This window comes from Amycolatopsis alba DSM 44262, assembly GCF_000384215.1.
GTDB lineage: Bacteria > Actinomycetota > Actinomycetes > Mycobacteriales > Pseudonocardiaceae > Amycolatopsis > Amycolatopsis alba.
Map to the genome: position 1 here is coordinate 5,393,616 of NZ_KB913032.1, position 24,550 is coordinate 5,418,165.

The 24,550-nt window shown below is 68.1% G+C and carries 21 protein-coding genes; 15 read left to right on the forward strand and 6 right to left on the reverse strand.

Translation table 11 applies throughout. The features are described from left to right. Window positions 1-304: 304 nt before the first annotated feature. Both AMYAL_RS0125620 and AMYAL_RS0125625 read right to left on the reverse strand, forming a co-directional pair. Window positions 305-1,942 (reverse strand): DHA2 family efflux MFS transporter permease subunit, encoded by a 1,638-nt coding sequence (locus AMYAL_RS0125620; RefSeq protein WP_026467438.1) that lies wholly within the window; start codon window positions 1,940-1,942, stop codon window positions 305-307. Continuing rightward, window positions 1,939-2,532 (reverse strand): PadR family transcriptional regulator, encoded by a 594-nt coding sequence (locus AMYAL_RS0125625; protein ID WP_020634122.1) that lies wholly within the window; start codon window positions 2,530-2,532, stop codon window positions 1,939-1,941. Before AMYAL_RS0125625 ends, AMYAL_RS0125620 begins: the two co-directional genes overlap by 4 nt. 170 nt (window positions 2,533-2,702) lie before the next feature. Between AMYAL_RS0125625 and AMYAL_RS0125630 the strand changes: the two genes are divergently transcribed. Both AMYAL_RS0125630 and AMYAL_RS0125635 read left to right on the forward strand, forming a co-directional pair. Next, the gene (locus AMYAL_RS0125630; RefSeq protein WP_020634123.1) at window positions 2,703-3,467 is read left to right on the forward strand and encodes a hypothetical protein; all 765 of its coding nucleotides are present in this window, start codon (window positions 2,703-2,705) and stop codon (window positions 3,465-3,467) included. 29 nt (window positions 3,468-3,496) lie between these two features. Beyond that, window positions 3,497-4,171: an NAD(P)H-binding protein gene (locus AMYAL_RS0125635; protein WP_020634124.1), complete on the forward strand. Its 675-nt coding sequence runs from the start codon at window positions 3,497-3,499 to the stop codon at window positions 4,169-4,171. Window positions 4,172-4,204: 33 nt separating this feature from the next. Here the strand turns inward: AMYAL_RS0125635 and AMYAL_RS50395 are convergent, their stop codons facing one another. The 3 genes from AMYAL_RS50395 to AMYAL_RS0125650 all read right to left on the reverse strand — a co-directional run bounded on the left by AMYAL_RS50395 (window position 4,205) and on the right by AMYAL_RS0125650 (window position 7,731). Next, entirely contained in the window at window positions 4,205-5,860 is a 1,656-nt protein-coding gene (locus tag AMYAL_RS50395; protein WP_245193396.1) for a tetratricopeptide repeat protein, read from the reverse strand. A gap of 14 nt (window positions 5,861-5,874) precedes the next feature. Beyond that, window positions 5,875-6,978, reverse strand: a complete 1,104-nt coding sequence (locus tag AMYAL_RS50400) for an AfsR/SARP family transcriptional regulator (RefSeq protein WP_245193040.1) — start codon at window positions 6,976-6,978, stop codon at window positions 5,875-5,877. Between the two features lie 381 nt (window positions 6,979-7,359). Further along, window positions 7,360-7,731 carry a hypothetical protein gene (locus tag AMYAL_RS0125650; protein WP_020634126.1) on the reverse strand — a complete coding sequence of 124 codons (372 nt, stop codon included), beginning with the start codon at window positions 7,729-7,731 and terminating at the stop codon, window positions 7,360-7,362. Window positions 7,732-7,988: 257 nt separating this feature from the next. On the opposite strand from AMYAL_RS0125650, the gene AMYAL_RS48555 reads away from it, so the two are divergent. The 3 genes from AMYAL_RS48555 (at window position 7,989) to AMYAL_RS48560 (ending at window position 11,243) form a co-directional block, all read left to right on the forward strand. Continuing rightward, on the forward strand, window positions 7,989-8,243 hold the full coding sequence (locus tag AMYAL_RS48555) for a hypothetical protein (protein WP_084702151.1): 255 nt from the start codon (window positions 7,989-7,991) through the stop codon (window positions 8,241-8,243). Beyond that, entirely contained in the window at window positions 8,236-8,856 is a 621-nt protein-coding gene (locus AMYAL_RS0125655) for a DUF6879 family protein (RefSeq protein WP_020634127.1), read from the forward strand. Before AMYAL_RS48555 ends, AMYAL_RS0125655 begins: the two co-directional genes overlap by 8 nt. A 146-nt stretch (window positions 8,857-9,002) precedes the next feature. Continuing rightward, window positions 9,003-11,243: an ATP-binding protein gene (locus AMYAL_RS48560; RefSeq protein ID WP_245193042.1), complete on the forward strand. Its 2,241-nt coding sequence runs from the start codon at window positions 9,003-9,005 to the stop codon at window positions 11,241-11,243. 27 nt (window positions 11,244-11,270) lie between these two features. On the opposite strand, the gene AMYAL_RS0125665 is transcribed toward AMYAL_RS48560, so the two are convergent. Then, on the reverse strand, window positions 11,271-11,939 hold the full coding sequence (locus AMYAL_RS0125665; protein WP_020634129.1) for a TetR/AcrR family transcriptional regulator: 669 nt from the start codon (window positions 11,937-11,939) through the stop codon (window positions 11,271-11,273). Window positions 11,940-12,211: 272 nt separating this feature from the next. Between AMYAL_RS0125665 and accD the strand changes: the two genes are divergently transcribed. The 10 genes from accD (at window position 12,212) to AMYAL_RS0125715 (ending at window position 24,541) form a co-directional block, all read left to right on the forward strand. Next, window positions 12,212-13,885 carry an acetyl-CoA carboxylase, carboxyltransferase subunit beta gene (accD, locus tag AMYAL_RS46125; RefSeq protein ID WP_020634130.1) on the forward strand — a complete coding sequence of 558 codons (1,674 nt, stop codon included), beginning with the start codon at window positions 12,212-12,214 and terminating at the stop codon, window positions 13,883-13,885. A 31-nt stretch (window positions 13,886-13,916) separates the two neighbouring features. Then, the gene (locus AMYAL_RS0125675) at window positions 13,917-14,477 is read left to right on the forward strand and encodes an acetyl-CoA carboxylase biotin carboxyl carrier protein (RefSeq protein WP_020634131.1); all 561 of its coding nucleotides are present in this window, start codon (window positions 13,917-13,919) and stop codon (window positions 14,475-14,477) included. After that, complete coding sequence (locus AMYAL_RS0125680; protein WP_020634132.1) at window positions 14,474-15,823, forward strand: acetyl-CoA carboxylase biotin carboxylase subunit; 1,350 nt, start codon at window positions 14,474-14,476, stop codon at window positions 15,821-15,823. The genes AMYAL_RS0125675 and AMYAL_RS0125680 overlap by 4 nt, the downstream gene beginning before the upstream one ends. 56 nt (window positions 15,824-15,879) lie before the next feature. Further along, window positions 15,880-16,839 (forward strand): NAD-dependent epimerase/dehydratase family protein, encoded by a 960-nt coding sequence (locus AMYAL_RS46130; RefSeq protein WP_020634133.1) that lies wholly within the window; start codon window positions 15,880-15,882, stop codon window positions 16,837-16,839. Next, window positions 16,836-18,146, forward strand: a complete 1,311-nt coding sequence (rfbH, locus tag AMYAL_RS0125690) for a lipopolysaccharide biosynthesis protein RfbH (protein ID WP_020634134.1) — start codon at window positions 16,836-16,838, stop codon at window positions 18,144-18,146. The genes AMYAL_RS46130 and rfbH overlap by 4 nt, the downstream gene beginning before the upstream one ends. 6 nt (window positions 18,147-18,152) lie before the next feature. Continuing rightward, entirely contained in the window at window positions 18,153-19,370 is a 1,218-nt protein-coding gene (locus AMYAL_RS46135) for a nucleotide disphospho-sugar-binding domain-containing protein (RefSeq protein WP_020634135.1), read from the forward strand. Window positions 19,371-19,507: 137 nt separating this feature from the next. Further along, window positions 19,508-21,082, forward strand: coding sequence for an FAD-dependent oxidoreductase (locus AMYAL_RS0125700; protein ID WP_020634136.1), 1,575 nt, complete (start codon window positions 19,508-19,510; stop codon window positions 21,080-21,082). A 209-nt stretch (window positions 21,083-21,291) separates the two neighbouring features. Further along, entirely contained in the window at window positions 21,292-22,764 is a 1,473-nt protein-coding gene (locus AMYAL_RS0125705) for an NDP-hexose 2,3-dehydratase family protein (protein ID WP_020634137.1), read from the forward strand. Then, window positions 22,761-23,801 carry a Gfo/Idh/MocA family protein gene (locus tag AMYAL_RS0125710; protein WP_020634138.1) on the forward strand — a complete coding sequence of 347 codons (1,041 nt, stop codon included), beginning with the start codon at window positions 22,761-22,763 and terminating at the stop codon, window positions 23,799-23,801. The genes AMYAL_RS0125705 and AMYAL_RS0125710 overlap by 4 nt, the downstream gene beginning before the upstream one ends. Next, window positions 23,801-24,541 (forward strand): NAD-dependent epimerase/dehydratase family protein, encoded by a 741-nt coding sequence (locus AMYAL_RS0125715; protein WP_020634139.1) that lies wholly within the window; start codon window positions 23,801-23,803, stop codon window positions 24,539-24,541. Before AMYAL_RS0125710 ends, AMYAL_RS0125715 begins: the two co-directional genes overlap by 1 nt. Window positions 24,542-24,550: the final 9 nt, after the last annotated feature.

Genomic DNA, 24,550 nt, shown 5'->3' on the forward strand with positions numbered 1-24,550 from the left:
CCCCCGTCACGGACATCGTGCCGCGCGGGCAGGGTACCGGTCCGCCTCCTTCGAAGGAATTCGCGAAGGTCGAGTGCTGTCCGCAGTAGCGTCACGGCCAAGCCGCACGACTGCAGAATGGTTGCAAGCATGGTTTTCTCTCCGGCAAGCCGACGACATCGTCGTACTGGGAGAGGAAGCCGGGTCCATCGGCGTGCACCGGGTCACTCCATGGCGGCCGCGAAGACCGCACGGGTGATTCCACGCAGACGGAGAGTGTGTCCGGGCCCGCCGCGCGTACCCGAACGCGCGGCGAGCGGTTCGGTCACGCCTCGGACGCCACCGGCTGCTCCTTGACCGCCGGTGTGGCCGGAGCCTGAGGCTGCCTGCGCTTGGCCAGCAGCCCGCAGACCGCGCCGAGCAGCACGGCGGTGATCGGCAGGACCATCGCGCCGTGCATGGCCGCGACGTAGCCGCCGGAGAACACCTCGTTCGCCGCGGCCGCGACCTGCCGGGCGACCTCCGGGGAGGCCCCGCTCGGGACCGGGACCGCGGTGCCCGCCTGCAGATCGGCGAAGTCGAGGCCGCTGCCGGTGGCGCGCCGCACGCCCTCGACGAATTCGCCGCGCACCTCGGGGGGCAGCGTCGCGGCCGTCGCTTCGGCGCGGGTCACCAGGTTGCCGACGAGCTGGTTCTGCAGCAATACTCCGAAACCGGCGGTGCCGAGCACCGCGCCGATCTGCCTCGTCGCGTTCAGCACACCGGCCGCCGAGCCCGCCGTCATCGGCTGAACGTCGTGCATGGCCACCGTGGTCAGCGGCGCGAAGGTCGCGCCGAGTCCCAGCCCGATCACCACCATCGAGGGCAGCAGTGTCCACACCGTACTGTCCACAGTGGATGTCAGGGAGAAGATCAGCAGGCCGAGACCGAACAGCAGCAGTCCGGTGACCACGATCGGCTTGCCGCCCACCTTGTCGCTGAGCCTGCCGGCATACGGGCCGAGCACCACCGAGATCGCCGACATCGGCAGGCTGATCATCCCCGCGGCCAGCGCCGAGAAGCCCAGCACCGACTGGGCGTAGAGCTGGAAACCGATCGCCATGCTCATGATGCCGATCGACAGGCCGATCGCGCCGGCGTTCATCAGGCTGAAGTTGCGGTCGGTCAGCAGCGCGAACGGCACCATGGGCGTGCGGTCACCGGGTTTGCGCTGGCTGAACCCGAACGCGATCAGCAGCACCACGCCGAGCGCCAGCAGCAGCGGGATGCTCACGAACGACCAGATCGTCCCCCAGTCGTGGCGCTGCCCCTCCTGCAGGCCGTAAGCGAGGCAGGACAGGCCGAGGATCACCAGCAGCGAGCCGCGCACGTCGAAACGGCCGGTCCGCGGCGGCTTGGCCCCCGCCGGGATGATCATCGGCGCGAGCATCAGGACCAGGATGCCCAGCGGCACGTTGATGGTGAAGATCCAGCGCCAGCCCAGGACCCCGACGAGGAAGCCGCCCAGCGGTGGCCCGGCGATGGTGGCGACACCGGCCACCGCGCCCCAGACGCCCAGTGCCGTTCCGCGCCGCTCCGGCGGGAACACGCCCATGATGATCGACATCGTCTGGGGGATCAGCAACGCGGCGCCGAGGCCCTGGAGACTGCGGGCCGCGATGAGCTGGCCGGGGTCCTGCGCCAGCGCGCACAGCAGCGACGCCACCGTGAACACCGCGACCCCGGTCAGGTACATGCCGCGTTTGCCGAACAGGTCGCCGAGCCTGCCGCCGGTGATCAGGAAAACGGCCAGTACCAGCACATAGGAGTTGCTGACCCAGAGCACCTCGTTGTAGGACGTGCCCAGCCGCTCGACGATGTCCGGGATCGCGACACCGACGACGGTCGTGTCGAGCAAGGTCATGAAGAACCCGAGACAGAGGGCTACAAGTACAGCCCAAGGATTCCCCCGCAGTTTACTCATCCGCTCGCTTTCTCCTCGGTCGGCTCTTCGCCTGCCCGCCAGTCCAGACGGCCCTCGTGGATGTCCTCGACGATCGCGCGCGTCAGGTCCAGGTCGGCGCGAAGATGGGCCTGCAGATGCCGGATCTCGACGATGTCGATCGCCGCCACCCCGCGTTTGACCAGCGCCTCGCGGCCTGTCGTCGCCGACGCCAGCGACGCCTCCAGCAGCACGGCCCGTCGCTCCAGTTGCGCGACCGCGTCCTCCTTGGGGAGCAGGGACATGAAAGCCAGTGCCGCGCAGTAGATCGGGTACTCCGGCTGGAGCGTGGAAAGGAGCTCGCGCAGCCGTTCGAGCGCGACTTCGCGCCCCTCTTCGGTGATCGCGTAGACCGTCCGTTCCGGGCGTTTGCCTTCACGGGTGGTCTCGACCGTTTCGATCAGTGAGGCCTTGGTCAGCACGTCGAACGTGTGGTAGAGCGCGCCGTGGGTGACCTTGATCAGGTGATCGAGTCCCTGTTCCCGCAGGCGCTGCCGGACTTCGTACGGATGCTGGGGTTCCTGGCTGAGCAGCCGCAGTACGGCCAGCCCGAGGATGGTGAGGGTTCGCATGGACGCTTCTCCGATCTAGTCCAAACAATATAGTCCGAAAAGACTATGTGGCGGAAGAGGGTCGATGCGACGGCCGGTTCTCGCTGGGAGGTGTGGCTGATCGAGGCCACGAAGGGCCAGTGCGCTGGTAGCGTCACGCGGCGTCACGACGCCACCGGGGGAGAATCACCATGAGCACGCCGTCCACGCCCGACAGTGAGCTGGTGTTCGCTCGTGCCCGGCGCAGGTACCTGGTCGCGATGTCGCTGGGCCCGATCGTGCTGGTGGCGCTGTGCGTCGTTTCCTTCGCGGGGCCGCGGGGTTCGATCCTGCCGGTGCTGGGGTTCCTCGCGTTCGCGCTGATCCTGATGCTGTTCGGGTACGTCCGGCGGAACTCGCCCGTGCGCTGGAGCCGGGTCGCGGCGATCAGCGGAGTCGTCGCCGGGGTCTACGGCGCGATCGGGGTGCTCAGCCGTGACGGGGAAAGCGGTCTGCTCATCGCCATCGCGGTGGTGGTCGTCCTTTCCCTCGTACCGTGGCTCGTCGTGCGGAACGCTGCGGCCTCGGTGCTGGCCCGGCCCAAGGGTGACCTCGTCGGCGCGACGGCCGAGTTGTCCTTCGCGCTCCGGGACGAGGCCGACGGCTGGTTCCTGATCCGCGAGGACGAGGCCGCCGTGCGGATCCGGCGCGAAGTTCGCCGCAACCTCGACGACGATCACGACGCCGAGGTCCCGTTCTCGGGTATCGCCGAGGTCGAGGTCATCGACCTGCCCGGCGGTGCCGAAGTCGAAATCGGCCTGGCGTACGCCATCACGCCGAGCGCCGGGCCTGCCCTCCGCGTCCGGGTGGACGACAAGTCGATCGACCTGCGGGACGAGTGGATCGTGCCGATCGACGAGGCGTGGCAAGCCGCCGAGGCTTTGCGCTCGCGGATGACTCAGTCGCCGACGAAGTAGCGTCGTCCTTCGCAGGGAAAGGGTTTCGGATGAAGATCGTCATCGCCGGCGGCCACGGAAAGATCGCCCTGCGGCTGACCAGGCAACTCGCCGCACGTGGCGACTCCGTGGTGGGCATGGTGCGCGATCCGCGCCATGTCGACGACGTCAGACAGGCGGGCGGGGAGGCCGCCGTCCTCGATCTCGAACAGGCCACGGTGGACGAGGTGGCCGCGATCCTCGCCGGCGCGGACGCCGCCGTCTTCTCGGCGGGCTCGGGCACCAGCGCCACCGCCGCCCGCCGGGACAAAATGGACCGGGCCGCCGTCGTGCTGGTGATGGACGCGGCGGAACAGGCCGGGGTGCGACGGTTCCTGCACGTCAGCTCCATCAATGTCGGCTGCGCCGACGACCACGGCATCGGTGCCGGATACGCCACCTACCTGCGGGCCAAACGCGCCGCCGAAGAGCACATCTTCACCAGGGACAAGCTCGACTGGACGGTACTTCGGCCCGGCGTGCTCACCGACGACCGCGGCGACGGCACCGTCGAACTCACCGCCGGGAACAAGATCGGGCCGACGGGCGCCAGATTCGACCAAGTCGCCAGGGACGACGTCGCCGCCGTGCTCGTGGCACTCCTCGACCGGCCCGACACCGCCGGCCGGATCTACGTGGTGCTCGGCGGCGAAACCCCCATCGAAAAGGCGTTCCCAAGTCCGTGAAGGCCTCCCTGAGGGACTTGCCACCCCGACGGTCTACAGTGGACTGTCGAGGTTCGTCAGGTGTCGCTGGATTCGGCTTGCGTCGGCGGTGCGGTGCTGGCGTCGGCACAAGGTGAGGGCTTCCTGCCAGACAGAGCGAGCCTGCTCGGGCTCGCCGAGAGCCTGGTAGGTGTGGCCGACCCGCTCCAGGGTGTTGACGACCTGATAGGTGTTGTTCAACTGGCGGTGTAGGGCCAGCGCTTGCCGGTAGTACTCGACGGCTTCGGCGTATCGGCCGGTATGGGTGGCGATGTAGCCGAGACTGTCCAATGTGGTCGCTTCACCGTCGCGCTCGTCTCCGCCGCGGTGCAGTTCGAGTGCCGCCAGACAGTGGGTCTGCCCATGGTCGTAGTCGCCGATGCGGGCCGCGTACCAGCCCACCGCGTTGAGCGCGTCCGCCTCCGTCGCTGGTTCACCACGGTGCTGAACCAGCCGCAGGGCGAGGGTGGCGTGTTCGAAGGCTCGCCGGTCGTCTCCGTGCTGTTCCCACGCCCAGCCCAGCGTGTGATGAATGCGGGCCTGGGTGACCGGATCGTGGCTCTGTTCGGCCAATATGAGGGCTTGGCCGAGGTGACTGATCGCCTCGGCGTGCCTGCCGACGTCACTGCAGGCATGTCCGACGTGGCGGTGAGCCAGGATCGATGCGCCGGGGTCCGCGAGATGATCGACCGCGGCCAGCCCGATCTGCCAGGCGGCGAGCTGGTCGTGCAGATGCGCACGGCGGTAGTGGAAGGTGGTCAGGACCCAGGCCAGCTGCCAGGCACTCTCATACCGGCCGTGTGCCGCCGCGGCGTGCTGGGCGGCCAGCAGGTTGGCGTGTTCGGACTCGAACCACGCCAAAGCTGTCGTGTAGTCCGGCAGCGGTACGGGACAATAGCCGGGCGCCGGAGCGTCGAGGTGAATGGGCGGACGGTTGGGCGCCAGGACCCGTTCGCCCGCGTAGGCGGTGTGCAAAGCGAAGTCGATCGCCCGTCGCAGCGCCGCCTGGATGTCCGTGTCGTCATATCGGCGACGGGCGTGGTCGGCGGCCAGGAGCCGGATCAGATCGTGCATCCGATGGCGTCCCGGCAGGTGCTGCTGAAGGAGCGACGCGTGTTCCAGTTCCCGCAGCACCACCCGCGCCCGTGTGACCGGCACGCCGAGGAGGCTGGCGGCCGCGGGAGTGCTGATGTCCGGACCGGGTGCGAGCCCGAGCAGTCCGAACGCGCGGGCGCCCTCCTCGGACAGCGCCTGCAGCGACCACGAGAGCACCGTGCCCAAACCGGCGGCCGACCCGCCGCTGTCCAACGCGTCCAGCCGGGACGCCTCGTCGCGTAGTTCCTCGGCCGGCACCGAGAGCGGGAACTCGGGATGGGCCAGAGCGCGGGCGGAGACGATGCTCAGGGCGAGCGGAAGTCCCGCGCACCGCGTGAGCAGCTCCCGGACGGCTTCGGGTTCGGCCGCCAGCCGCTCGCCGCCGAGGTGCCCGGCGAGTACCTGCCTCGCGTCGTCCTCGCCGAGGACGTCCAAGGACACGAACCGGGCGCCATGACTGACCATCAGATCGCTCAACTGGCTGCGGCTGCTGATCAGCACGGCGCAGTTCGGATCGCCGGGCAGCAAAGGCAGCACCTGTGCCGTGTCACGGGCGTTGTCCAGCACGATGAGCATGCGGCGGCCCGCGATCAGGCTTCGGTACAGCCCGATCTGAGCCTGCGTGTCGACCGGGACCGCCGCCGCGGCCACGCCGAGGGCGTCGAGGAAGCCCCGCAAGGCCACCTGCGGTACGAGTGGTTCCGCGGTCGGGTCGAACCCCCGCAGGTCGGCGAACAGCTGGCCGTCGGGAAACAGGGCGAGATTCTCGTGCGCCACTGCAACGCGAGCCAGGTCTTTCCCATGCCTCCGCCACCCACGATGGCGGTGATCTTCACGGCGTCGTTGTCGAGCGCCTTGCTCAACTGGGCGAACTCACCACGACGAGCGGTGAACGACCATGGAGGCGGTGGCAGCTGGCGAGGTGTCAGAGTGGGGGCGGTGGACAGCGGAGTGTCCAAGGCGGGATCCGCCGTCATGATCTGCTGATGGAGCCGCTGTAGCGCCGGGCTGGGGTCGATCCCCAGATCGTCGGCCAGCTGCCTGCGAGTGTGCTGGTAGTGCTTCAGCGCGTCGGCCTGGCGGCCCGCGCGGTAGAGCACGAGCATGTACTGACCGGCCAGCCGCTCGTCGAGAGGATGGGCGATGACGCGATCGGCCAGCGGTGACACCCAATCCGCGTGCCTGCCCTGCCGCACCGCGAGATCTATCAGGTCCAGCTCCGCGTCGAAGCGCTGCCGGGTGAGTTGTTCGCGCAGGTTGTTCGCCCAAGGCGTGTCCATATCGGGGAACGGGTTGCCCCGGCACGCATCGAGCGCCTGTTCCAGCAGGTCCAGTGAAGCCTTCTCGTCGTCGGCGGCGCCGGCCTGGTGGAGCAGGATGGCGAACCGGTGCATGTCCACGGTCAGCGGGTCGACGGACAGCACATAGCCCCCCGACTGCCGCGTGATCACCACGTCCGGCGTGCCGCCGAGTGCCCGTCTCAGCCGATACAGATAGCCGTACAACGTGTTCCGGCTCGTGTTCGGCGGACTTTCTCCCCAGACGCGGTCCACGAGCTGGTCGATGGTCACAACCTGATTCGCCGCCGCCAGAAGTACCGCGAGAACTGCCCGTTGCCGGGCATGACCGAGATCCACCCGTTGCCCGTCACGGTGTGCCTCGATCCCGCCGAACAGCCGGAACTCGATCTCCATGCACCCCCCTGGTTGCAGGATCCCGCCCTCTGCATACCGATTCCGGCCTGCGGATACAAGACTTCCCCCAGTTTTGCCCCATATCGGCAGGGTTCGGAGCGGTGCGGTCAGCATCCGTGGAGTACGAACGGCGCCGCCCGAGCCCGGCAGGCTGTGAACAACCACACCAGGACGGGTGTCAGCACGAGGAAGAGGGAGAAGACGACCCATCGCCCCGTCCGCGAGCCCCCTGACGTGACCACCAGCGGCATGATGGCCACGCAGGTCGCCACCGGGTCACCACCTCGGTCGCGGACGCCACGGAAGCCTTCTCCGCGGCGGGCGGTTCCGGCTGGCCCGGACGGCGTCGTCTTCTCGGCTTCGGCCTGGTGGCGACGGCGATCAGGCGGCTGCTGTGACGGTTGTTTCCCTGGGCCGGCGAATCCGGCTGAGCTGCACGAGGCTGAAGCCGAACAGCAGGACGCCGAGCGGAACGTGGACCACCGTCACGTGCGCGATCCCGAGGAACACCTGAGCCAGCGTGAGGCCGAGGAACACGGCCGCGGGCACGATCGGCTTGGGGGAACCGCCACCCGGCCGCCATACGAGGATCGCGATGAGCACATGCAGCACGGCCACGACGAACAGGGTGTAGGCCGTGGCGCTGTGGAGCGCGTGGCCTGCCGGGACGGTCAGCAGGAGCCCCGCGGTGATCGGGGTGAGGAAGACGGCGAGGGTCTGGACGGCGATCGCGATGCGCAACGGGGCTGGCATGGGGCTCCTTCGGAAGTCGTGTCACCAGGTGGACGAGACAGCCACCGGAAACGTGACAACGCGGGCCGGATGAACCGGGCGAACCTTGCCGGGGCGCCACACAGCCGTCATCTGGCCCCGGCGACTGCGGGATGTGATCCAAGAAGAGAAAAATTCTCGCAATGTGATTCCATCTGCAGTTCAACCGGACGGTGGATGTAATCCGTTTTCACTGGTGATAGAATTATTGTCTTTATTACCATCATTTGGAGGCGACTGTGAGTCAGTCATGGATTGCGGACCCGAACTCGGCCTTCCTTCGTCGACTCGGTGACGAAAAGTCGCCACCCTATGAAACCTGTCCAACCGTGTGGGAATTGGACAACGGAGATTTTGTCGTGGTCGGCACCGACTTGACCGCCGAATACCGGTCGCGCCTGCCGGAAGGGGTCAGTATTGCCGAACACGAGCGCCTGGTAGTGATTCCACGGGCAAGGCTGGTGTCTGCGAAGAAGGATATTCCCGGTGTCTGAGTTCTTCGACGACACTCGCAGCGAGTTGATGACCCTTGAGGAGTACGGCTCTGACTTTCGTAAACGGCGACAAGACCCCCATGGGTCGCGTGAGACCTGGAAAGTCGAGCGTCGTCAGTTCTTCAGTGATCCGGATGATCCGCCTTGGCTGGCATTCTCCGAAGGGCGTTGGGAGGAGTCGGTCCGGCTGATAGAGGCGAATCGGCCCAGCTATCAGAAGTACTACGAAGAAGCTGCCGCTCAAGGGGTGACCCTTTACCGGGTGCGCATCGTCGATGAACCGCTGCAGCCGTACGTTCACTGGGAAATCCACTACCTGTGCCTTGCGGCCAGCGTCGGCGAAAAAGTCAGAGTCGTCAGCTCGAGGGATGTAGTAAAGTACGAGGAGATCGATCCGCTGCCTGAAATTATCGTCGCAGGCAGCGATACGGTATACAAGGTCCTCTATTCGGATGACGGGCGGCCGACGGGCGCTCGGAGAACGATTGACATCAATCTTGCCCGGCGGTGCGAGACTCTTGTCAAGGGGCTGTACGCGATCGGTGAAGATGTGGATGCCTACTTTGAATCCAAAGTAAAGGGGCTGGCACCTCCGAATTTGAGGCAGCGTTGACGGATCGGGATGACCGAGAAATCCATTCCGAGATGTCTGGCTCGGCGAGTGAGGTCGTTCAAGCCAGGGATGTTCATGGGGATATACATCTTCACGGGAAAGCGCAGCGCCAGTGGGCAGTTCGGCCACAACAACTACCTGCGGACGTGCGAGGGTTCGTCAACAGGGTCGCCGAACTCGAGCGTCTCGATCGAATATTGCTCGGAGAATTGAGTCAGCCACCTGCGATCAAACTGGCAGTGGTCGCGGGAACGGCAGGAGTCGGAAAGACATCACTCGCGGTGCACTGGGCCCATCGCGTGCGAACAAGATTTCCGGATGGCCAGCTGTATGTCAATATGCGAGGTTACGACCCAGGTCCGCCGGTGGCGGCCACGCAGGCCTTGGAGCACTTTCTGCGAGCACTTGGCGTTCCGCGCGGTGCTGTTCCGGTGGATGCGGAAGCCAAGGCATCTCTCTTTCGTTCCCTGGTGGCAGGTCGGCGGATCTTGGTTCTTCTCGACAATGTCGCCACGGCAGCTCAGGCCAGGCCGCTGATTCCGGGGACTTCCGAGTGTCTGACCCTTGTCACCAGCAGAAGTCGATTGTCGAGCTTGGTCTTCCATAATGGTGCACATCGCCTCACGGTGGACATGCTCACCGAGTCCGAGGCGGTGGCACTGCTGCGTGACGTGACGGCAGGGTATCGGGCCAATGACGACGAAGATCAGCTCGTTGAGCTCGCACGTCTCTGCGGCCGCCTTCCGCTGGCGCTCCGGATAGCTGCGGAACGTGCCGCCCGAGAGCCTGTCGTGCCGTTGGATGCGCTGGCCCGAGAACTGCGTGACGAGTCAAGTCTTTGGGATGCGCTGGCGGGCGACAATGACGATGCGGATGCGGTACGCAGTGTCTTTGCCTGGTCATACCGGGCGCTGACCGAAGAATCGGCGCGATTCTTCCGTTTGCTGGCACTTCATCCAGGAGCCGTGTTCAGCGTGTCCGCCACTGCTGCGCTGACGGGAACTCCCACGAGTGACGCCCGCCGTGTCCTGGATGTCCTGGCGGGGGCTCACATGCTCGAGCAGATTGCGCCGGGGAGATACCAATTTCATGATCTTCTGCGCTTCTATGCCCATGATCAGGCTCGCGAGGAAGAATCCGACGAAAGCCGGGCTGAGGCATTGCGTCGAGTTTTGGCGTGGTATGTCCACGGTGCTGATTCACTTCAGGAATCTCTGAATCCGATGTCGCCGCGCGTCGTGCTCGATTCGAACGCACGGTTTGACCTTCCTTTTCCTGGATTTTCCACGGTCGCCGAAGCCAGTGAATGGTACGCTTTGGAGCGTCCCAATCTGCTGGCGGCGACACGTGCGGCAGCCGACGCCGGACTTTACGAGCCCGCCTGGCAATTTGCTTCGATCTTGCATCATATCTACCGGATTCTCGGGCCTTTGGATGACTGGCGAATCGTGACAGAAGTCGGCATAAAAGCAGCTCGCCAGGTGGGGAACAAGAGGGCTGAGGCCGAACTTCTCGAAAGTATGGCCACTGTATGTGTGCAAACTGACCAACTCGTTCACGGTGCGCGATACTTCGACATGTGCTTGGCGATTCGTCGCGAAGTCGGCGATCGGCTGGGTGAAGTGATGGCGCTCAACGGTATGGGGCAACTGAATCTTCGTCGACGGGAGCTGACGGAAGCCGGCCGACTGTTCAGGGAATGTCTGGCCATTGCCGGTGATCTCGACAATCAATTCTGGCAAGCTGTCGCAAGAGGTAATCTCGGGGTAACCGCTCATCAGGTGATGGACAATGTCACGGCTGTCGAATACGCGGTCGAGAATCTCGATTTTCACAAATCGGCGGGCAATCCTCTCGGTGCAGGTGATTCCCTTCATGCGCTTGCCAGGTCGTACCGCGAGCTTGGCCGACACGCTGACGCCTTGGAGTCGATTGTTCAGGCGATAGAGATCGCCCGGAAGAACGACAACCGCGTATGGGAGGCTTACTGGTTGATCGAGTACGGCCACATCCAGCGTTCCGTTGGCCAGGTCTTCGAATCCCTTGTCTCGTATCAGCGGGCGGCTGTGCTTCAGCGCGAGCACGGCGACCGCAGCCGTGAAGCGCAGGCATTGAATGGCGCGGGTCTGGCCTACCGGGACCTCGAACGCTACAAGGAATCGACTGATTTCCACCGGTTTGCCGTTGCGATTCACCGGGAGACTCGAGATCAATGGCTGCTGGGGGTGACATTGAACGATCTTGCAATATCTTGTGAATTACTTGGCGATGCCGATATGGCTCGGCAGTACCGGGAGGGCGGCTTGGCGAGTATTGCAAATTTCGACGACCCGCGAGCAAGTGAGCTTCGTCGTCAAATAGTTCAAGCGCTCAGAACTGCCGAATAGGACGGCAGCTCGGTCGCCGGCCGAAAGTCACCGGCGCTCGGCGCCGTCGGCAGGCTTTCCCGACGGAGCGCCATCGAGGCCGAGCAGCCGTGAGACGAGCGCGACCTGATCGGCGTAATGGTGCAGGAAGTCGGATGAGCGCGCGTCGACCTCGTAGAGGCCCTCGATGACATGGGGCAGCGTGGTGGGACCCATCGCGGCGGCCATCATCATGACGACCAGGCACGCCGGATCCAGTTCGGACGACACCTTGCCTTCGGCCTGGAGGGCGCGGATCACGTCGACCTCCCGCCGCAGGCGTTCGGAACGCCGGACACGATCGGGATCGTCCTCGGAACCCTGGTACTCCAGGCCGCTCCAAGCGAACTGCCGCGCGCCATCCGGGTTGTGCAGGGCTTGCAGCACGTAGCGGCGGGCCGCTTCGCCGGGCGAGGTGCCCGGCGGCACCAGCTCTCGTTCGTAGCTCCACCAGTTGTCGGCGACCGCCTGGTAGAGGCCTTGCTTGCCGTCGAAGTAGTACGAGATGAGCTGCTGGTTGACCTTGGCGCGGGAAGCGATGGCGGCGACCCGCGCTCCGGCGTAGCCGTTCGCGGCGAACTCGGTGGTCGCCGCTTCCAGGATGCGTTGACGGGTGCGCTCCGCGTCGCGTTGCCGTTGCTCCGGTGCGGGCGAGCGGCGGGGCTTCGACGGAGACATACGACCACTGTATCTCCGCCGGTGATCCGTTCGGCGGTCCGTGAAGGCCTCCTTGAGGTCCATCCATGCCCCCGCCGCCACCCTCAACGGAGACGCTGCGCGCCACTGCATGGATTCAAGTCCCTCAAGGAGGCCTTCACGGACTTGCCGCCGGACGGGAGCGGGGAGGGGGCGGGGGACTGGTCGACCGTTCTTCGTGCGGCCGTAGAGCGTGTCGGGGCAGGGTCGCTGTCGCCGGTGTGTCACGCCGGGCCCCGACGGAAGGAGCGGCGATGTCCAGCCAGACTGCCGAGCGGGCGACCGGGGGTGAGACCGCGCGATGGCTCCGGTGCGCGGGGTGCGGGACCGTGCTCTACGCCCGGCGGGTCGAGCGGGAGCTCGGGGTGTGCCCGGACTGTGGTCATCACCATCGTCTCGCCGCCGCTGAGCGGATCCGCGGGCTGCTCGACGAGGGCTCGGTCGTGCCGATCGAGGCGGACCTCGTGGACGCGGACCCGCTGGACTTCACCGACCGGGTGGCCTACCCCGATCGGCGGGCCGCGGCACGGGCCGCGACGGGGTTGCGCGAAGCCGTGGTCTGCGCGCGCGGCACCGTGGACGGGCATCCGGCGGTGCTGGCCGTGATGGACTTCCGCTTCCTCGGTGGCAGTCTCGGCGGCGCGGTGGGGGAGCTGATCACTCGCGCGGGTGAGGAGGCGCTGCGGCGGCGTGAACCGTTCGTCATCGTCAGCGCGTCCGGGGGCGCCCGGATGCAGGAGGGGCCGCTGTCGCTGATGCAGATGGCCAAGACGAGCCAGCTCATCGGCAGGCTGGACGCGGCGGGCGTGCTCGTCGTTTCGATCGTCACCGACCCCACGTTCGGCGGAGTGGCCGCTTCCTACGTCACGCTCGCCGACGTGATCATCGCCGAACCCGGCGCCCGCCTGGGTTTCGCCGGTCCCAGGGTGATCGAGCAGACGATCAACCGGCCGTTGCCGCCGGGATTCCAGACCGCGGAGTTCCTGATGGCGCACGGGCTGATCGACGCCGTGCATCCGCGTGCCGAGTTGCGCGCCAGGCTGGCGTCGCTGCTCGCGGTGACCGGAAAGGCCGTCACCCCGAAACCGTCCACAGTGGACTTCGACGGTGTGGTGCGGGATCCGGGGGCGTTACCGGAGGTCGATCCTTGGGCGGCCGTGCGCGACGCCCGCGACATCGCCCGGCCCACGGCGGCCGACTACCTCGGCCGGTTGTGCTCCGACTTCGTCGAGCTGCGGGGTGACCGGCTCGGCAAGGACTGCCCGGCGATCCTCGGCGGGCTCGGCCTGCTCGACGGCGAGCCGGTCGTGGTCATCGGAGTCCGGAAAGGACACACCGCGGCGGAGCTGACCTCGGCGGACTTCGGCATGACGTCCCCGGCGGGGTACCGCAAGGCCGCCCGGCTGATGCGGCTCGCGGAGAAGCTCGGCATCCCGGTCGTCACCCTGATCGACACCCCCGGCGCGGCGCCGGGGATCGAGGCCGAAGAACACGGGCAGGCGTACGCGATCTCGGAAAGCATCCGGCTGATGGCGGGACTCGGCGTGCCGACGGTCGCGGTCATCACCGGCGAAGGCGGCAGCGGGGGCGCGCTGGCGCTGGCCACCGCCGACGAGGTCCTCATCTTCGGCGGCGCGGTCTACTCCGTGATCAGTGCCGAGGGCTGCGCGGCGATCCTGTTCGGTGACGCGGCGAAAGCGCCCGTCGCCGCCCGCGCGATGCGTGTCGACGCCCGGCAGCTGCTCGGTCTCGGCATCGTCGACGGCGTCATCCCCGAGCCGGACGGCGGCACCCAGGCCGATCACGCCGCCGCCGCCCGCTCGCTCCGCACCGCGCTCACCGCCGTCCTGCGACGGCTGCGCGCGCTGGACCCGGACGTCCGCTCGCGGCGTCGCTACGAGCGGTTCCGCGCGTTCGCCGATCACTGACCCGTTCACTGCCCGTAAGAGGAGGAAGACCGTGACCGAAGAGCTGCGCCACGACTACCTGCACAACGCGGAACTCGACACCGGCAGCGTGATCGACCCGTTCACCCGCCGGGACGACGCCGACGGCCCGCGCGACATCGTGCCGTTGCTGCGCGAGGCGACCAAGGTCGCGACCGACCTGCTGGAGCGGGGCGGTCGCCCGCCGACGGCGCTGCACGTGCGGGCGGGCTCGGTGTCGATCGACCTGTCGTGGCGCGAGCCCGCGTCCCAGGCCCGCACGCCGGTCGCGCCCGCCGAGCCCGCCGAGTCCGTCCCCGAGCCGGCCGCCGCCCCGGCCGGGCACGTCGTTCCGGCGCCCACCGTCGGGGTGTTCTACCGGTCGGCGTCACCCGGCGCGGAGCCGTTCGTCACCGAGGGCGCCCCGGTCACCGCGGGGCAGCAGATCGGGATCGTCGAAGCGATGAAGCTGATGATCCCGGTCGAGACCGACCGCGCGGGCACCGTCGGGGAGATCCTCGTCGGCGACGGCGAGCCGGTCGAGTTCGGCACCCCGCTGCTCACCCTCGAGCCCGGAAGTTCAGGAGCGTCATGATCTCCAGCGTGTTCATCGCCAACCGAGGCGAAATCGCGGTCCGGATCGCGCGTGCCGCACGTGATCTGGGGGTGCGGGTGGTGGCCGGTTGTTCGACGGCGGACCTCGGCGCCGGGGTCGGTGTCCTCGCGGACCGGGTCGTCCACATCGGACCGGCGCCGTCGCGCCGCAGCTATCTCGACGCCGCCGTCACCATCCAGGCGGCGTTGCTCAGCGGCGCCGAGGCGGTCCACCCCGGCTACGGTTTCCTGTCCGAGGATGCCGACTTCGCCGAGGCCTGCGCGGCCGAAGGGCTGATCTTCATCGGCCCGCCGCCCGAGGTGATGCGGCGGCTGGGGGACAAGTCCACGGCGCGTGCCGCCATGACAGCGGCCGGGCTGCCGCTGCTGCCGGGCGCCGTCGAACCGGTGCGCGACGTCGAGACGGCCCGGCGCGTCGCCGACGAGATCGGTTACCCGCTGATCATCAAGGCCGTCGCGGGCGGTGGCGGCCGCGGGATGCGGATCGTCACCGAGGAAAGCGCCCTCGTCCCCGCCTTCGAGGAGACCACCGCCACCGCGCGGGTGCTGTTCAACGACGGCCGGGTCTACCTGGAGCGCTACCTCGACGGTGCCCGGCACGTCGAGGTGCAGGTACTCGCGGACGCGTACGGCAACTGCGTGCATCTCGGCGAACGCGACTGCTCGGTGCAGCGCCGTCACCAGAAGCTCATCGAGGAGTCACCCGCGCCCCGGCTGCCGGAAGGCCTGGCCCGGCGCATCCGCGAGGCGGCCGTGCGCGGCGCGCTGGCGACCGGTTACGTCGGCGCGGGCACCTTCGAGTTCCTCGTCGGCGAAGACGGCGAGTTCTACTTCATGGAGGTGAACTGCCGTATCCAGGTCGAGCATCCGGTGTCGGAGATGGTCACCGGGGTGGACCTGGTGCAGGAGCAGTTCCGGATCGCGTCGGGGGAACGGCTCCGGTTCGGGCAGTCCGATGTGGAACTTCGCGGGGTGGCCATCGAATGCCGGATCAACGCGGAGGACCCGGCGCGCGGTTTCCTGCCGACACCGGGGCTGGTGGAGGAGTTCGTGCCGCCCGGCGGGGCGTTCGTCCGCGTGGACACCCACGCGTGCGGTGGTTACCGCATCCCGCCGGACTACGACTCGTTGCTGGCCAAGGTGATCGTCTGGGCGCCCGACCGGTCTTCGGCGATCACCCGCATGCGCAACGCTCTCGCCGAATTGCGGGTCCGCGGCCACGGGGTCCACACCACCGCGGCCTACCTCGACGCGGTACTGGCCGATCCCCGCTTCGCCGGGGCCACCCACCACACCCGCCTGCTGGACGACTTCGCCGCGGCGTGACCCCGCTTCCACCGCGGCTACAACGAAAATCGTCCGGGCGTGCCTACGGTCCGAACATGTCGAACAGCACGCCGCGGCTCGGGCGCGGGAGGGCGCCGGAGCGGGTGGTCGTGCTCGGCGGGACCGGCTTCCTCGGCCGGAACCTGTGCTCCGCCCTGACGGCGGCCGGATGTGAGGTCACCGCGGTGGCCCGTCGCCCGCCGCCGGTTCCGGGCCACCGGTTCCGGCGGTTCGACGTCGTGGCCGGCGGAGCGGCGGGGCTGGCGGGGCTGCTCGCCGAAGAGCGGGCGACCGCGGTGGTCAACGCCGCGGGCGTGGTCTGGCGCGGTTCCGATGAGGAAATGACCGAGACGAACACCGCGCTGGTGGACGTCCTGCTCGACGCGCTCGCCCTGTTCGAGGTCTCGCCGCGGCTGATCCAGCTCGGCACGGTCTACGAATACGGGAATCCCGCCGGGGCCGTCGATCTGCGTGAGGGCACGCCTGCCGCGCCCACCAGCCCTTACGGCCGCGGCAAACTGCGCGCCACGGAGGCGGTGCTCGCCAGGGACGGCCGCGCGGTCGTGCTGCGCCTCAGCACGGCCATCGGTCCGGGGATGCCGTCGGAGAGCCTGCTGGGGTCGGTGGCCCGCCGGCTCGCCGACGCGGACGGGCCCGCCCTGGTCGAGCTTCCGGTCCTCCGCGGCCGGGGCGATTTCCTCGACGTGCGCGACATCGGCGACGCCGTCCTCGCGGCACTGCGCACGCCGGAAGCCGCCGGTCTGATCAACATCGGCCGGGGCGAGCTCACCCCGGTCGGCGATCTGGTGCGGCGGCTGATCGACGTCAGCGGGGTGACCGCGCGCGTGGTCACCCTGGCCACCGGGGGTTCCCGGCGGACGAAGGGATTCGAGGAACGGCGGATCGTGAGGGAAGTCGCCGGACAGGTGCTCGGCTGGGCACCGCGCAGGTCCCTGACCGACGCGCTGCGCACGTTGTGGCAGGACACCAGCATCGAACGGAGACGGCACGCATGAACGACCCGGCAACGCAGTCCATCCTGGAACAGACCCGAAAGCTGCATCGCAGCCGCCGCACGGACGGGGCGTTCGTGCCCGGTGTCACCCCGATCCTGGCCTCCGGCGCCGTACTCGACGAGGACGACCGTGCGGCCATGGTGGCGGAGGCACTGGAACTGCACATCGCCTCCGGCGCCACCGCGCTGCGCTTCGAGCGCGAGTTCGCCCGTGCGCTGAAGCTGCGCAAGGCACATCTGACGAACTCCGGGTCGTCCGCGAACCTGCTCGCGATGAGCGCGCTGACCTCACCGAAACTGGGCGACCGGCGGCTGAAGCCGGGGGACGAGGTCATCACCGTCGCCGCCGGGTTCCCGACCACGGTCAACCCCGTCCTGCAGAACGGCCTCATCCCGGTCTTCGTGGACGTCGACCTGGCCACCTACAACACGACGGCGGACCGGGTCGCGGCGGCCATCGGCCCGCGCACCAGGGCGATCATGCTGGCGCACGCGCTCGGGAACCCGTTCGAAGTCGCCGAGATCGCGCAGCTCGCGACCGAGCACGACCTGTTCCTCGTCGAGGACAACTGCGACGCCGTCTGGTCGACCTACGAGGACCGCTACACCGGCACCTTCGGCGACATGACCACGGTCAGCTTCTACCCCGCGCACCACCTGACGATGGGCGAGGGCGGCTGCCTGCTCACCGACAATCTGGTGCTGGCCAGGGTCGTCGAGTCCCTTCGCGACTGGGGACGGGACTGCTGGTGCCCGCCGGGCGAGGACAACCGGTGCCTGAAGCGGTTCGACCACCGGATGGGCGATCTGCCGCACGGCTACGACCACAAGTACATCTTCTCCCACGTGGGCTTCAACCTGAAGACGACCGACATCCAGGCCGGGCTGGGACTGAGCCAGCTGCGCAAGCTGAGCGACTTCGTGGCGGCCCGCAAGCGGAACTGGCGGCGGTTGCGGGAGGGACTCGACGGCCTGCCCTGGCTCGTCCTGCCGGAGCCGACCCCCAAAAGCGACCCGAGCTGGTTCGGGTTCGTCATCACGGTCGACCCGGCGGCGCCCTTCGCCCGCCGCGATCTCGTGCACTTCCTGGAGTCCCGCAAGATCGGCACCCGCCTGCTGTTCGCGGGGAACCTCACCCGGCAACCCGCCTACATCGATCAGCCGTACCGGATCTCCGGGGACCTGAGGAACAGCGACGTGATCACCGAGCAGTCGTTCTGGATCGGCGTCTATCCGGGGGTGACCGGCGAAATGATCGATTACATGGTCGCTTCGATCGGCGAGTTCGTCACCGGCACGCGGAGGTAGCCACGGATGAGAGTCCTCGCACTGCCGTCGCCGTCCGCGGCGACGCACATCATGGCCATGACGCCGCTGGCCTGGGCCCTGCGGGCGGCCGGGCACGAGGTGCTGTTCGCCGGTACCCCGGACATCGCCGCGTCGGCCCACGCGGCCGGGTTCAGCTACGTCGGCCTCGGCTCTTCGGAGAACTTCAACCGGGATCTCTATGTCGACCCCGGCGACCGGTTCCCCGTCGAGGAATGGAAGCACCGGGAGACGACGGTGTACGGCCGGTTCCTGGTGGAGATGCTCGCGGATCTGCATTCGGTCTACGCCACCGACGCGCTGGCGGACTACGAGCGCTTCGCCCGCGCCTGGCAGCCGGATCTGCTGTTGCCCGACTCGACGGCGCTGATCGGCAGGGTGCTCGGCGGGGTGCTCGACGTCCCCGTCGCGACCCACCGCTACGGCGTCGACGCGACAGGCGCGGTGTACCACGACCGGGCGAGGTGGAATCTCGCCCCGCTGTGCGGACGTCTCGGTCTGGCGGGGCTGCCCGGCTCGGATCTCGTCGTCGATCCGTGCCCGCCGAGCCTGCAGTCGCCGGAGGCGAGTCCCGGCCTGCGGATGCGGTACGTGCCGTTCAACGGAGCCGGGATCATGGCCGACTGGGCGATGCGGCCGACGGAGCGCAAACGTGTCTGCATCTGTTTCGGCAAGACGCTGCTCTCGATCTGCGGGCCCCGGCCGCTGGTGCGGGTGGTCGAAGCGCTGACCGGGCTCGAGGACGTCGAGGTGGTCGTCGCGCTCAGCAAATCCGACGTCGGCCTCGCCGGCGAGCTGCCGGAGCGGTGGCGGGTCGTCGAACTCATGCCGCTGGATCTGTTCCTGCCCACCTGTGACCTCTTCATCGCGCTCGGCGGCAGCGGCGCCGCGCTCACCGCGGCGGCGCTCGGTGTCCCGCAACTCGTGCTGCCGCAGGTGTTCGACCACTTCGACTGCGCGAGCCGGATCCAGGAGGCGGGGGCGGGCCTGTCCATCGACACGCGGGCGGCGCAGGCGGACATCGACGGTATCCGAGAGGCGATCACGACCATCCTCGGCGATCCGTCCTACGCGGCCGCGGCTCGCCGGGTGCGGGATGAGAACGAAGCCGGCCTGACCCCCGCCGACGTCGTCACCAGGCTGGAAAGGCTGGTGACGGCACGCCGGGCGGGCGCGGGGCGAGTCCTGGCCGACCTTCCGAGTTGACATAGTCATAATCAGACTAGTACTTTGATGGCTATCGGGCCTTTCGGCCGGTCGTCGCACCTCCGTCGTGTCGACGCCGCCAGACGGGAACCGCGTCCGATCGACGACAACACGAACAACTCAGAGGGTGAGAAGTAATGGCAGACGAGGAACGCGTACCGGTTCTGGTCGTGGGCGGCGGCCTGGTCGGGCTGGCCACCACCTTGTTCCTGGCCGAGCAGGGGGTCCGCACCCTGCTGGTCGACAGGCACCCCGGCGCCTCGATCCAGGGCCGGGCCCGCGGGATCAACCAGCGGACCATGGAGATCTATCGCGCGCTGGGCCTGGAAGGGGCCATCAAGGAAGCGGGCAAGCCGTTCGAGGACGACTGGGGCGTCGCCCGTTGCGACACGCTGGCAAGCGAATGGCACTGGCTGTTCAACGACGACGCGCCGCGGATCTGGCCGCACCTCAGCCCCGGCGAGTTCTGCCAGGCCGACCAGAACGCGGTGGAGCCGATCCTGATCTCGGCCGCTCGTGACCTGGGCGCGCAGCACCGCTTCAACACCGAGCTGGTCTCGATCGTCACCGACGACAACGGCGCGACCGCGGTCATCCGCGACCGCGTGACCGGCGCCGAGGAGACCGTGCTGGCCGACTACGTCGTCGCCGCGGACGGTCACCGCAGCCCGATCCGTGAGCAGCTCGGCATCCACCGCACCGGCCCCGGCGTGATCCAGCACTCGGTGAGCATCGTCTTCCACGCCGACCTGTCGGAGTTCGTGCCGAAGCCGGCGCTGTTCTGGATCATCGTGAACGAGAAGGTCGGGGCGGGCCTGGTGACCACGGCCCAGCCGAACCGCTGGGGGATGAGCGTCGGTTACGACCCGGCGGCAGGTCAGTCGATCGCCGACTTCACCACCGAGCGGTGCATCGCGGACGTCCGGGCCGCGATCGGCCGGGACGACCTGGCCGTCGAAATCGAAGACGTGGCCGCCTGGGAGCAGGCCATCGGCATCGCCGACGAGTACCGCCGCGGCCGGGTCTTCCTCGCGGGCGACGCCGCGCACGTGTGGCCGCCCGCCGGGGCGATGGGCGCCAACACCGGGGTCCAGGACGGCTACAACCTGGCGTGGAAGATCGCCGGTGTGGTGCACGGCTGGGCAGGCGACGAACTGCTCGACAGCTACCACGTCGAGCGGCACACGGTCGCCGTCGAACTGTCCGACCTCGTGGTCAACAGGCAGATGAAGCGCAACAGCGCCGAGGTCGAGGACGACACCACCGACGACCAGCTCTGGGCGTTCGGCCAGCGTTACTGGTCCTCGGCGGTCATCGGCGCCCAGCACGACACCGTGTTCGGCGACACGCTGAGCAAGGTGGCGGAGCCGGGCGTGCGCGCGCCGCACCTGTGGGTGGAGCGCGACGGCGAGCGGCTGTCGACGCACGACCTGTTCGGCCGCGGGTTCGTCCTGTTCACCGGCACGGACGGCGAGGAGTGGACCGAGGCCGCCGCCCGGATCTCGGACAAGCTTTCCGTGCCGGTCCAGGCTTTCCGGATCGGCGCCGACCTCGCCGACGTGGAGAACGCCTGGGACAAGCACTACCCGGTCGGTTCGGGTGGTGCCGCGCTGATCCGTCCCGACGGTTACGTCGCCTGGCTGAGCCCGGCGACCGACCAGGCGTCGGAAGCACTGGCCGAGGCGTTCCGCACGGTCCTGCGGACCAGCTGAATCTGAAGGAAAAGGCGGCCCCGTTGGCGGATTCGAGTGATCCGCCCGCGGGGCCGCTTCGCGTCCGCGGCATCGAGTCCTTTGTGGACTTCCAGGCGGGGCGGGGTTCCAGCCGGGCTCCAGGAGCGATCGAGGCGAACAGGAGACTCTCGGCTCAGGGCAGCACCGGTTGTCTCGTGGCGTCGAGCCGAACTGATGAGGATGTGGCGATGGTGCACATGACTTCGGGGACGGGAACCCGCCTGCGCACGTTCGAACGCGCGGTTTCCGTCCGTATCGCAGAGTCCGCGCTCACCTTGAACGGCGTCCTCCGCATGGAGCGGCTGCACCGCTGGCTCACCGTGCGCAAACTGAAGGAGGCGTTCGACGTCCGGCGCATCGCGTTCGAGCAGCTGCGGAAATGGTCGGTGGCGCCGGACACCGGGAACCTGGCCCACGAGAGCGGCAAGTTCTTCAGCGTCGAAGGGCTGTCCGTCGCCGTTTCCGACGGCCCGGTGAAGGAATGGTCGCAGCCCATCCTCAACCAGCCGGAGGTCGGCATCCTCGGCATTCTCGTCAAGGAGATCGACGGTGTGCTGCACTGCCTGATGCAGTCGAAAATGGAACCGGGCAACGCGGACGGGGTCCAGCTTTCCCCGACCGTCCAGGCGACCAGGAGCAACTACAGCCAGGTCCACAAAGGACGACCGGTGCCCTATCTGCACTACTTCCGTGACACGGCGGGACATCGGGTGCTGGCCGACGTGCTGCAGTCGGAGCAGGGCTCGTGGTTCTACCGCAAGCGCAACCGGAACATGATCGTCGAGGTCACCACGGACGTCGAAGTGATCGACGGATTCTGCTGGGTCACGATCGGCCAGCTGCACAGCCTGCTGTCGGAATACGACCTGATCAACATGGACGCCCGCACGGTGCTGTCCTGCCTGCCGTTCTCCGCCGCGGGCATCGCGTCGCTGTTCAGCTTCGGCGGGGACGACTTCCGGTCCTCGGTCATCCGCTCGTTCTCGGAGGACAACGGCAGCCTGCACAGCTCCGGTGACGTCCTCAGCTGGATCACCGAGTCCAGGGTGGGCAACGACGTCGCGACGAAGCTGATCCCGCTCGACGAGACGACAGGCTGGCGGCGGACCAGCCATGCCATCACGCACGAGAGCGAAGCCTTCTTCGACATCATCGCGGTGGACGTGAGCGCCGAAAGCCGCGAAGTCGACGGCTGGTCCCAGCCGATGATCTCGCCGCGAAGCACCGGTCTGGTCGCCTTCCTGGTCAAGCGGATCTCCGGCGTGCTGCACGTACTGGTCAACGCCAGGGTGGAGCCGGGCTACCTGGACGTGATCGAACTCGCGCCGACCGTCCAGTGTTCCCCGGAGAACTACGGGCATCTCCCACCGGACGCGCGTCCGGCCTATCTCGACGACGTACTCGAAGCGCCGGAGGGTGCCGTGCGGTACGACACGATCCTGTCCGAAGAGGGCGGCCGCTTCTTCAAGGCGCAGAACCGCTATCTCGTGATCGAGGTCGGCGACGGCGAGCACGAGGAGGTGCGGCGGGACTTCCGGTGGCTGACCGTGCACCAGCTCACCGCGCTGATCCGGCACAGCCACTACGTCAACGTCCAGGCCCGCAGCCTGGTCGCCTGCCTGCACAGCCTGTCCTGCGGCGTGGCCGGCGGCAACGGATGAGCACGCGAAAGGTCTCGACCGGGCACGACGACGGTCCGATCCGGCTCGGTGTGCTCGGGGCCGCTTCCGTCGCGAGGCGCCGGACACTGCCCGCTGTCGCCGCCGCCCCGGACGTCGTCCTCACCGCGATCGCCAGCCGGGACAAGGGGAAAGCCGCGCGGCTGGCTGGGGAGTTCGGCTGTGCCGCGGCGGCGGACTACGACGCGGTGCTGGCCCGTTCCGACGTCGACGCCGTCTACCTGCCGCTGCCCGCCGCCCTGCACCACCGCTGGGCACTGGCCGCGCTGGCCGCGGGCAAACACGTGCTGGTGGAGAAGCCGATGGCGACCAGCGTCGCCGAAACCTCGGAGCTGCTCGACGCCGCCGCGCGCCGGGGACTGGTGATCCGGCAGAACCTGACCTACCCGCACCACGCCCAGCACGCCACGGTGCGAGACCTGGTGGGGGCGGGCCGGATCGGTCCGCTGAAAGAGTTCCACAGCGCGTTCTGCATCCCTCCGCTGCCGGCCGCCGACATCCGCCATCGCGCGGAGCTGGGCGGTGGCGCGTTGCTGGACGTGGGCGTGTACCCGATCAGCGCGGCGCGGTTCTTCCTCGGTGACGAACTCGAAGTGGCGGGCGCTGTCCTGCGGTGGGACGCCGGGTACGGCGTCGACGTGGGCGGGTCCGTGCTGCTGCGGTCGGACGACGGCCGCACCGCGACGCTGAGCTTCGGCTTCGAACACGGCTACGGCGCCCGGTACCTGTTGTGGGGCGGCAGCGGCCGGATCAGCGTCGACCGTGCCTTCACCCCGCCCGACTGGCTGTCCCCGGTCGTGCGCATCGAGGAACAGGACCGGGTCGAGGAGATCGTGCTGCCCGCCGATCACCAGTTCAGGAATTCGCTCTCGGCCTTCGCCGGAGCCGTGCTCGACGCCCGAAGAACGGGTGTGGATCCCGAACGGGCGGTTCAGGCCGCTTCGGCGCTCGGCCTGGCCGAACTGCTCGCGCGGATCGGCGCCGAGGCCCAGCGGGTCCCCGCGGCACGGGCTTCGTGATGGAGATCGTCGGCGACGGTTTCGTCGCGCGCGGCCTCGCCACGCTCGCTTCCCGGCATCCCCGTGTGACGTTGCTGGCCGCGGGGGTGTCCAGCACCCAGGCCGCGGGAAAGGCGGAGTTCGACCGCGAAGCCGCGCTGGTCACCGAAGTCCTGCGACGCTGCCGCCGCCAGGGCATGGTGATCGTCTTCCTGTCGACGGCGTCGCAGGCCATGTACGGCACGACCGCGACACCCGCCGCCGAGCACTGGCCGGTGGTCCCGGAATCGCCTTACGGCAGGCATAAACACGCGCTGGAACGGTATGTCATGGACTCGTCGGTCTCGTGGCTGGTGCTCCGGCTGAGTCATCTCGTGGGTGACGGCCAGCGCGCGCACCAGCTGCTGCCGAACCTCATCCACCAGATCAGATCCGGCACCGTCCGGCTGCGCCAGGGCGCGCACCGCGACCTGATCGACATAGCGGACCTGAGATGCGCGCTGGACCACCTGCTGGAGAAGGAGATCACCGGCGAGGTCGTCAACGTCGCGTCCGGCACGCCCCACCGCGTGGAGCACATCGTGCAGGGGATCGAGGACAGGCTCGGCACGAGCGCCCGGCGGCTGGTCATCCCCGGTCCGCCCGCCAGGACGGTGGTCTCGACGGAAAAGCTGTGCAGCCTGGTGCCGCAGATCCACTCGCGGATCTCCCGCGACCGTTACGCCGAACACCTGCTCGATCGCTATGTCCCTTGTTACTAGGCGGGAGTG

Bases quoted from the DNA above. Each gene is read 5' to 3' on its own strand.
- AMYAL_RS0125620 (WP_026467438.1), bottom strand. From the start codon at position 1,942: ATGAGTAAACTGCGGGGGAATCCTTGGGCTGTACTTGTAGCCCTCTGT.
- AMYAL_RS0125625 (WP_020634122.1), bottom strand. From the start codon at position 2,532: ATGCGAACCCTCACCATCCTCGGGCTGGCCGTACTGCGGCTGCTCAGC.
- AMYAL_RS0125630 (WP_020634123.1), top strand. From the start codon at position 2,703: ATGAGCACGCCGTCCACGCCCGACAGTGAGCTGGTGTTCGCTCGTGCC.
- AMYAL_RS0125635 (WP_020634124.1), top strand. From the start codon at position 3,497: ATGAAGATCGTCATCGCCGGCGGCCACGGAAAGATCGCCCTGCGGCTG.
- AMYAL_RS50395 (WP_245193396.1), bottom strand. From the start codon at position 5,860: ATGCTCATCGTGCTGGACAACGCCCGTGACACGGCACAGGTGCTGCCT.
- AMYAL_RS50400 (WP_245193040.1), bottom strand. From the start codon at position 6,978: ATGGAGATCGAGTTCCGGCTGTTCGGCGGGATCGAGGCACACCGTGAC.
- AMYAL_RS0125650 (WP_020634126.1), bottom strand. From the start codon at position 7,731: ATGCCAGCCCCGTTGCGCATCGCGATCGCCGTCCAGACCCTCGCCGTC.
- AMYAL_RS0125665 (WP_020634129.1), bottom strand. From the start codon at position 11,939: ATGTCTCCGTCGAAGCCCCGCCGCTCGCCCGCACCGGAGCAACGGCAA.
- accD (WP_020634130.1), top strand. From the start codon at position 12,212: ATGTCCAGCCAGACTGCCGAGCGGGCGACCGGGGGTGAGACCGCGCGA.
- AMYAL_RS0125680 (WP_020634132.1), top strand. From the start codon at position 14,474: ATGATCTCCAGCGTGTTCATCGCCAACCGAGGCGAAATCGCGGTCCGG.
- AMYAL_RS46130 (WP_020634133.1), top strand. From the start codon at position 15,880: ATGTCGAACAGCACGCCGCGGCTCGGGCGCGGGAGGGCGCCGGAGCGG.
- rfbH (WP_020634134.1), top strand. From the start codon at position 16,836: ATGAACGACCCGGCAACGCAGTCCATCCTGGAACAGACCCGAAAGCTG.
- AMYAL_RS46135 (WP_020634135.1), top strand. From the start codon at position 18,153: ATGAGAGTCCTCGCACTGCCGTCGCCGTCCGCGGCGACGCACATCATG.
- AMYAL_RS0125700 (WP_020634136.1), top strand. From the start codon at position 19,508: ATGGCAGACGAGGAACGCGTACCGGTTCTGGTCGTGGGCGGCGGCCTG.
- AMYAL_RS0125705 (WP_020634137.1), top strand. From the start codon at position 21,292: ATGGTGCACATGACTTCGGGGACGGGAACCCGCCTGCGCACGTTCGAA.
- AMYAL_RS0125710 (WP_020634138.1), top strand. From the start codon at position 22,761: ATGAGCACGCGAAAGGTCTCGACCGGGCACGACGACGGTCCGATCCGG.
- AMYAL_RS0125715 (WP_020634139.1), top strand. From the start codon at position 23,801: ATGGAGATCGTCGGCGACGGTTTCGTCGCGCGCGGCCTCGCCACGCTC.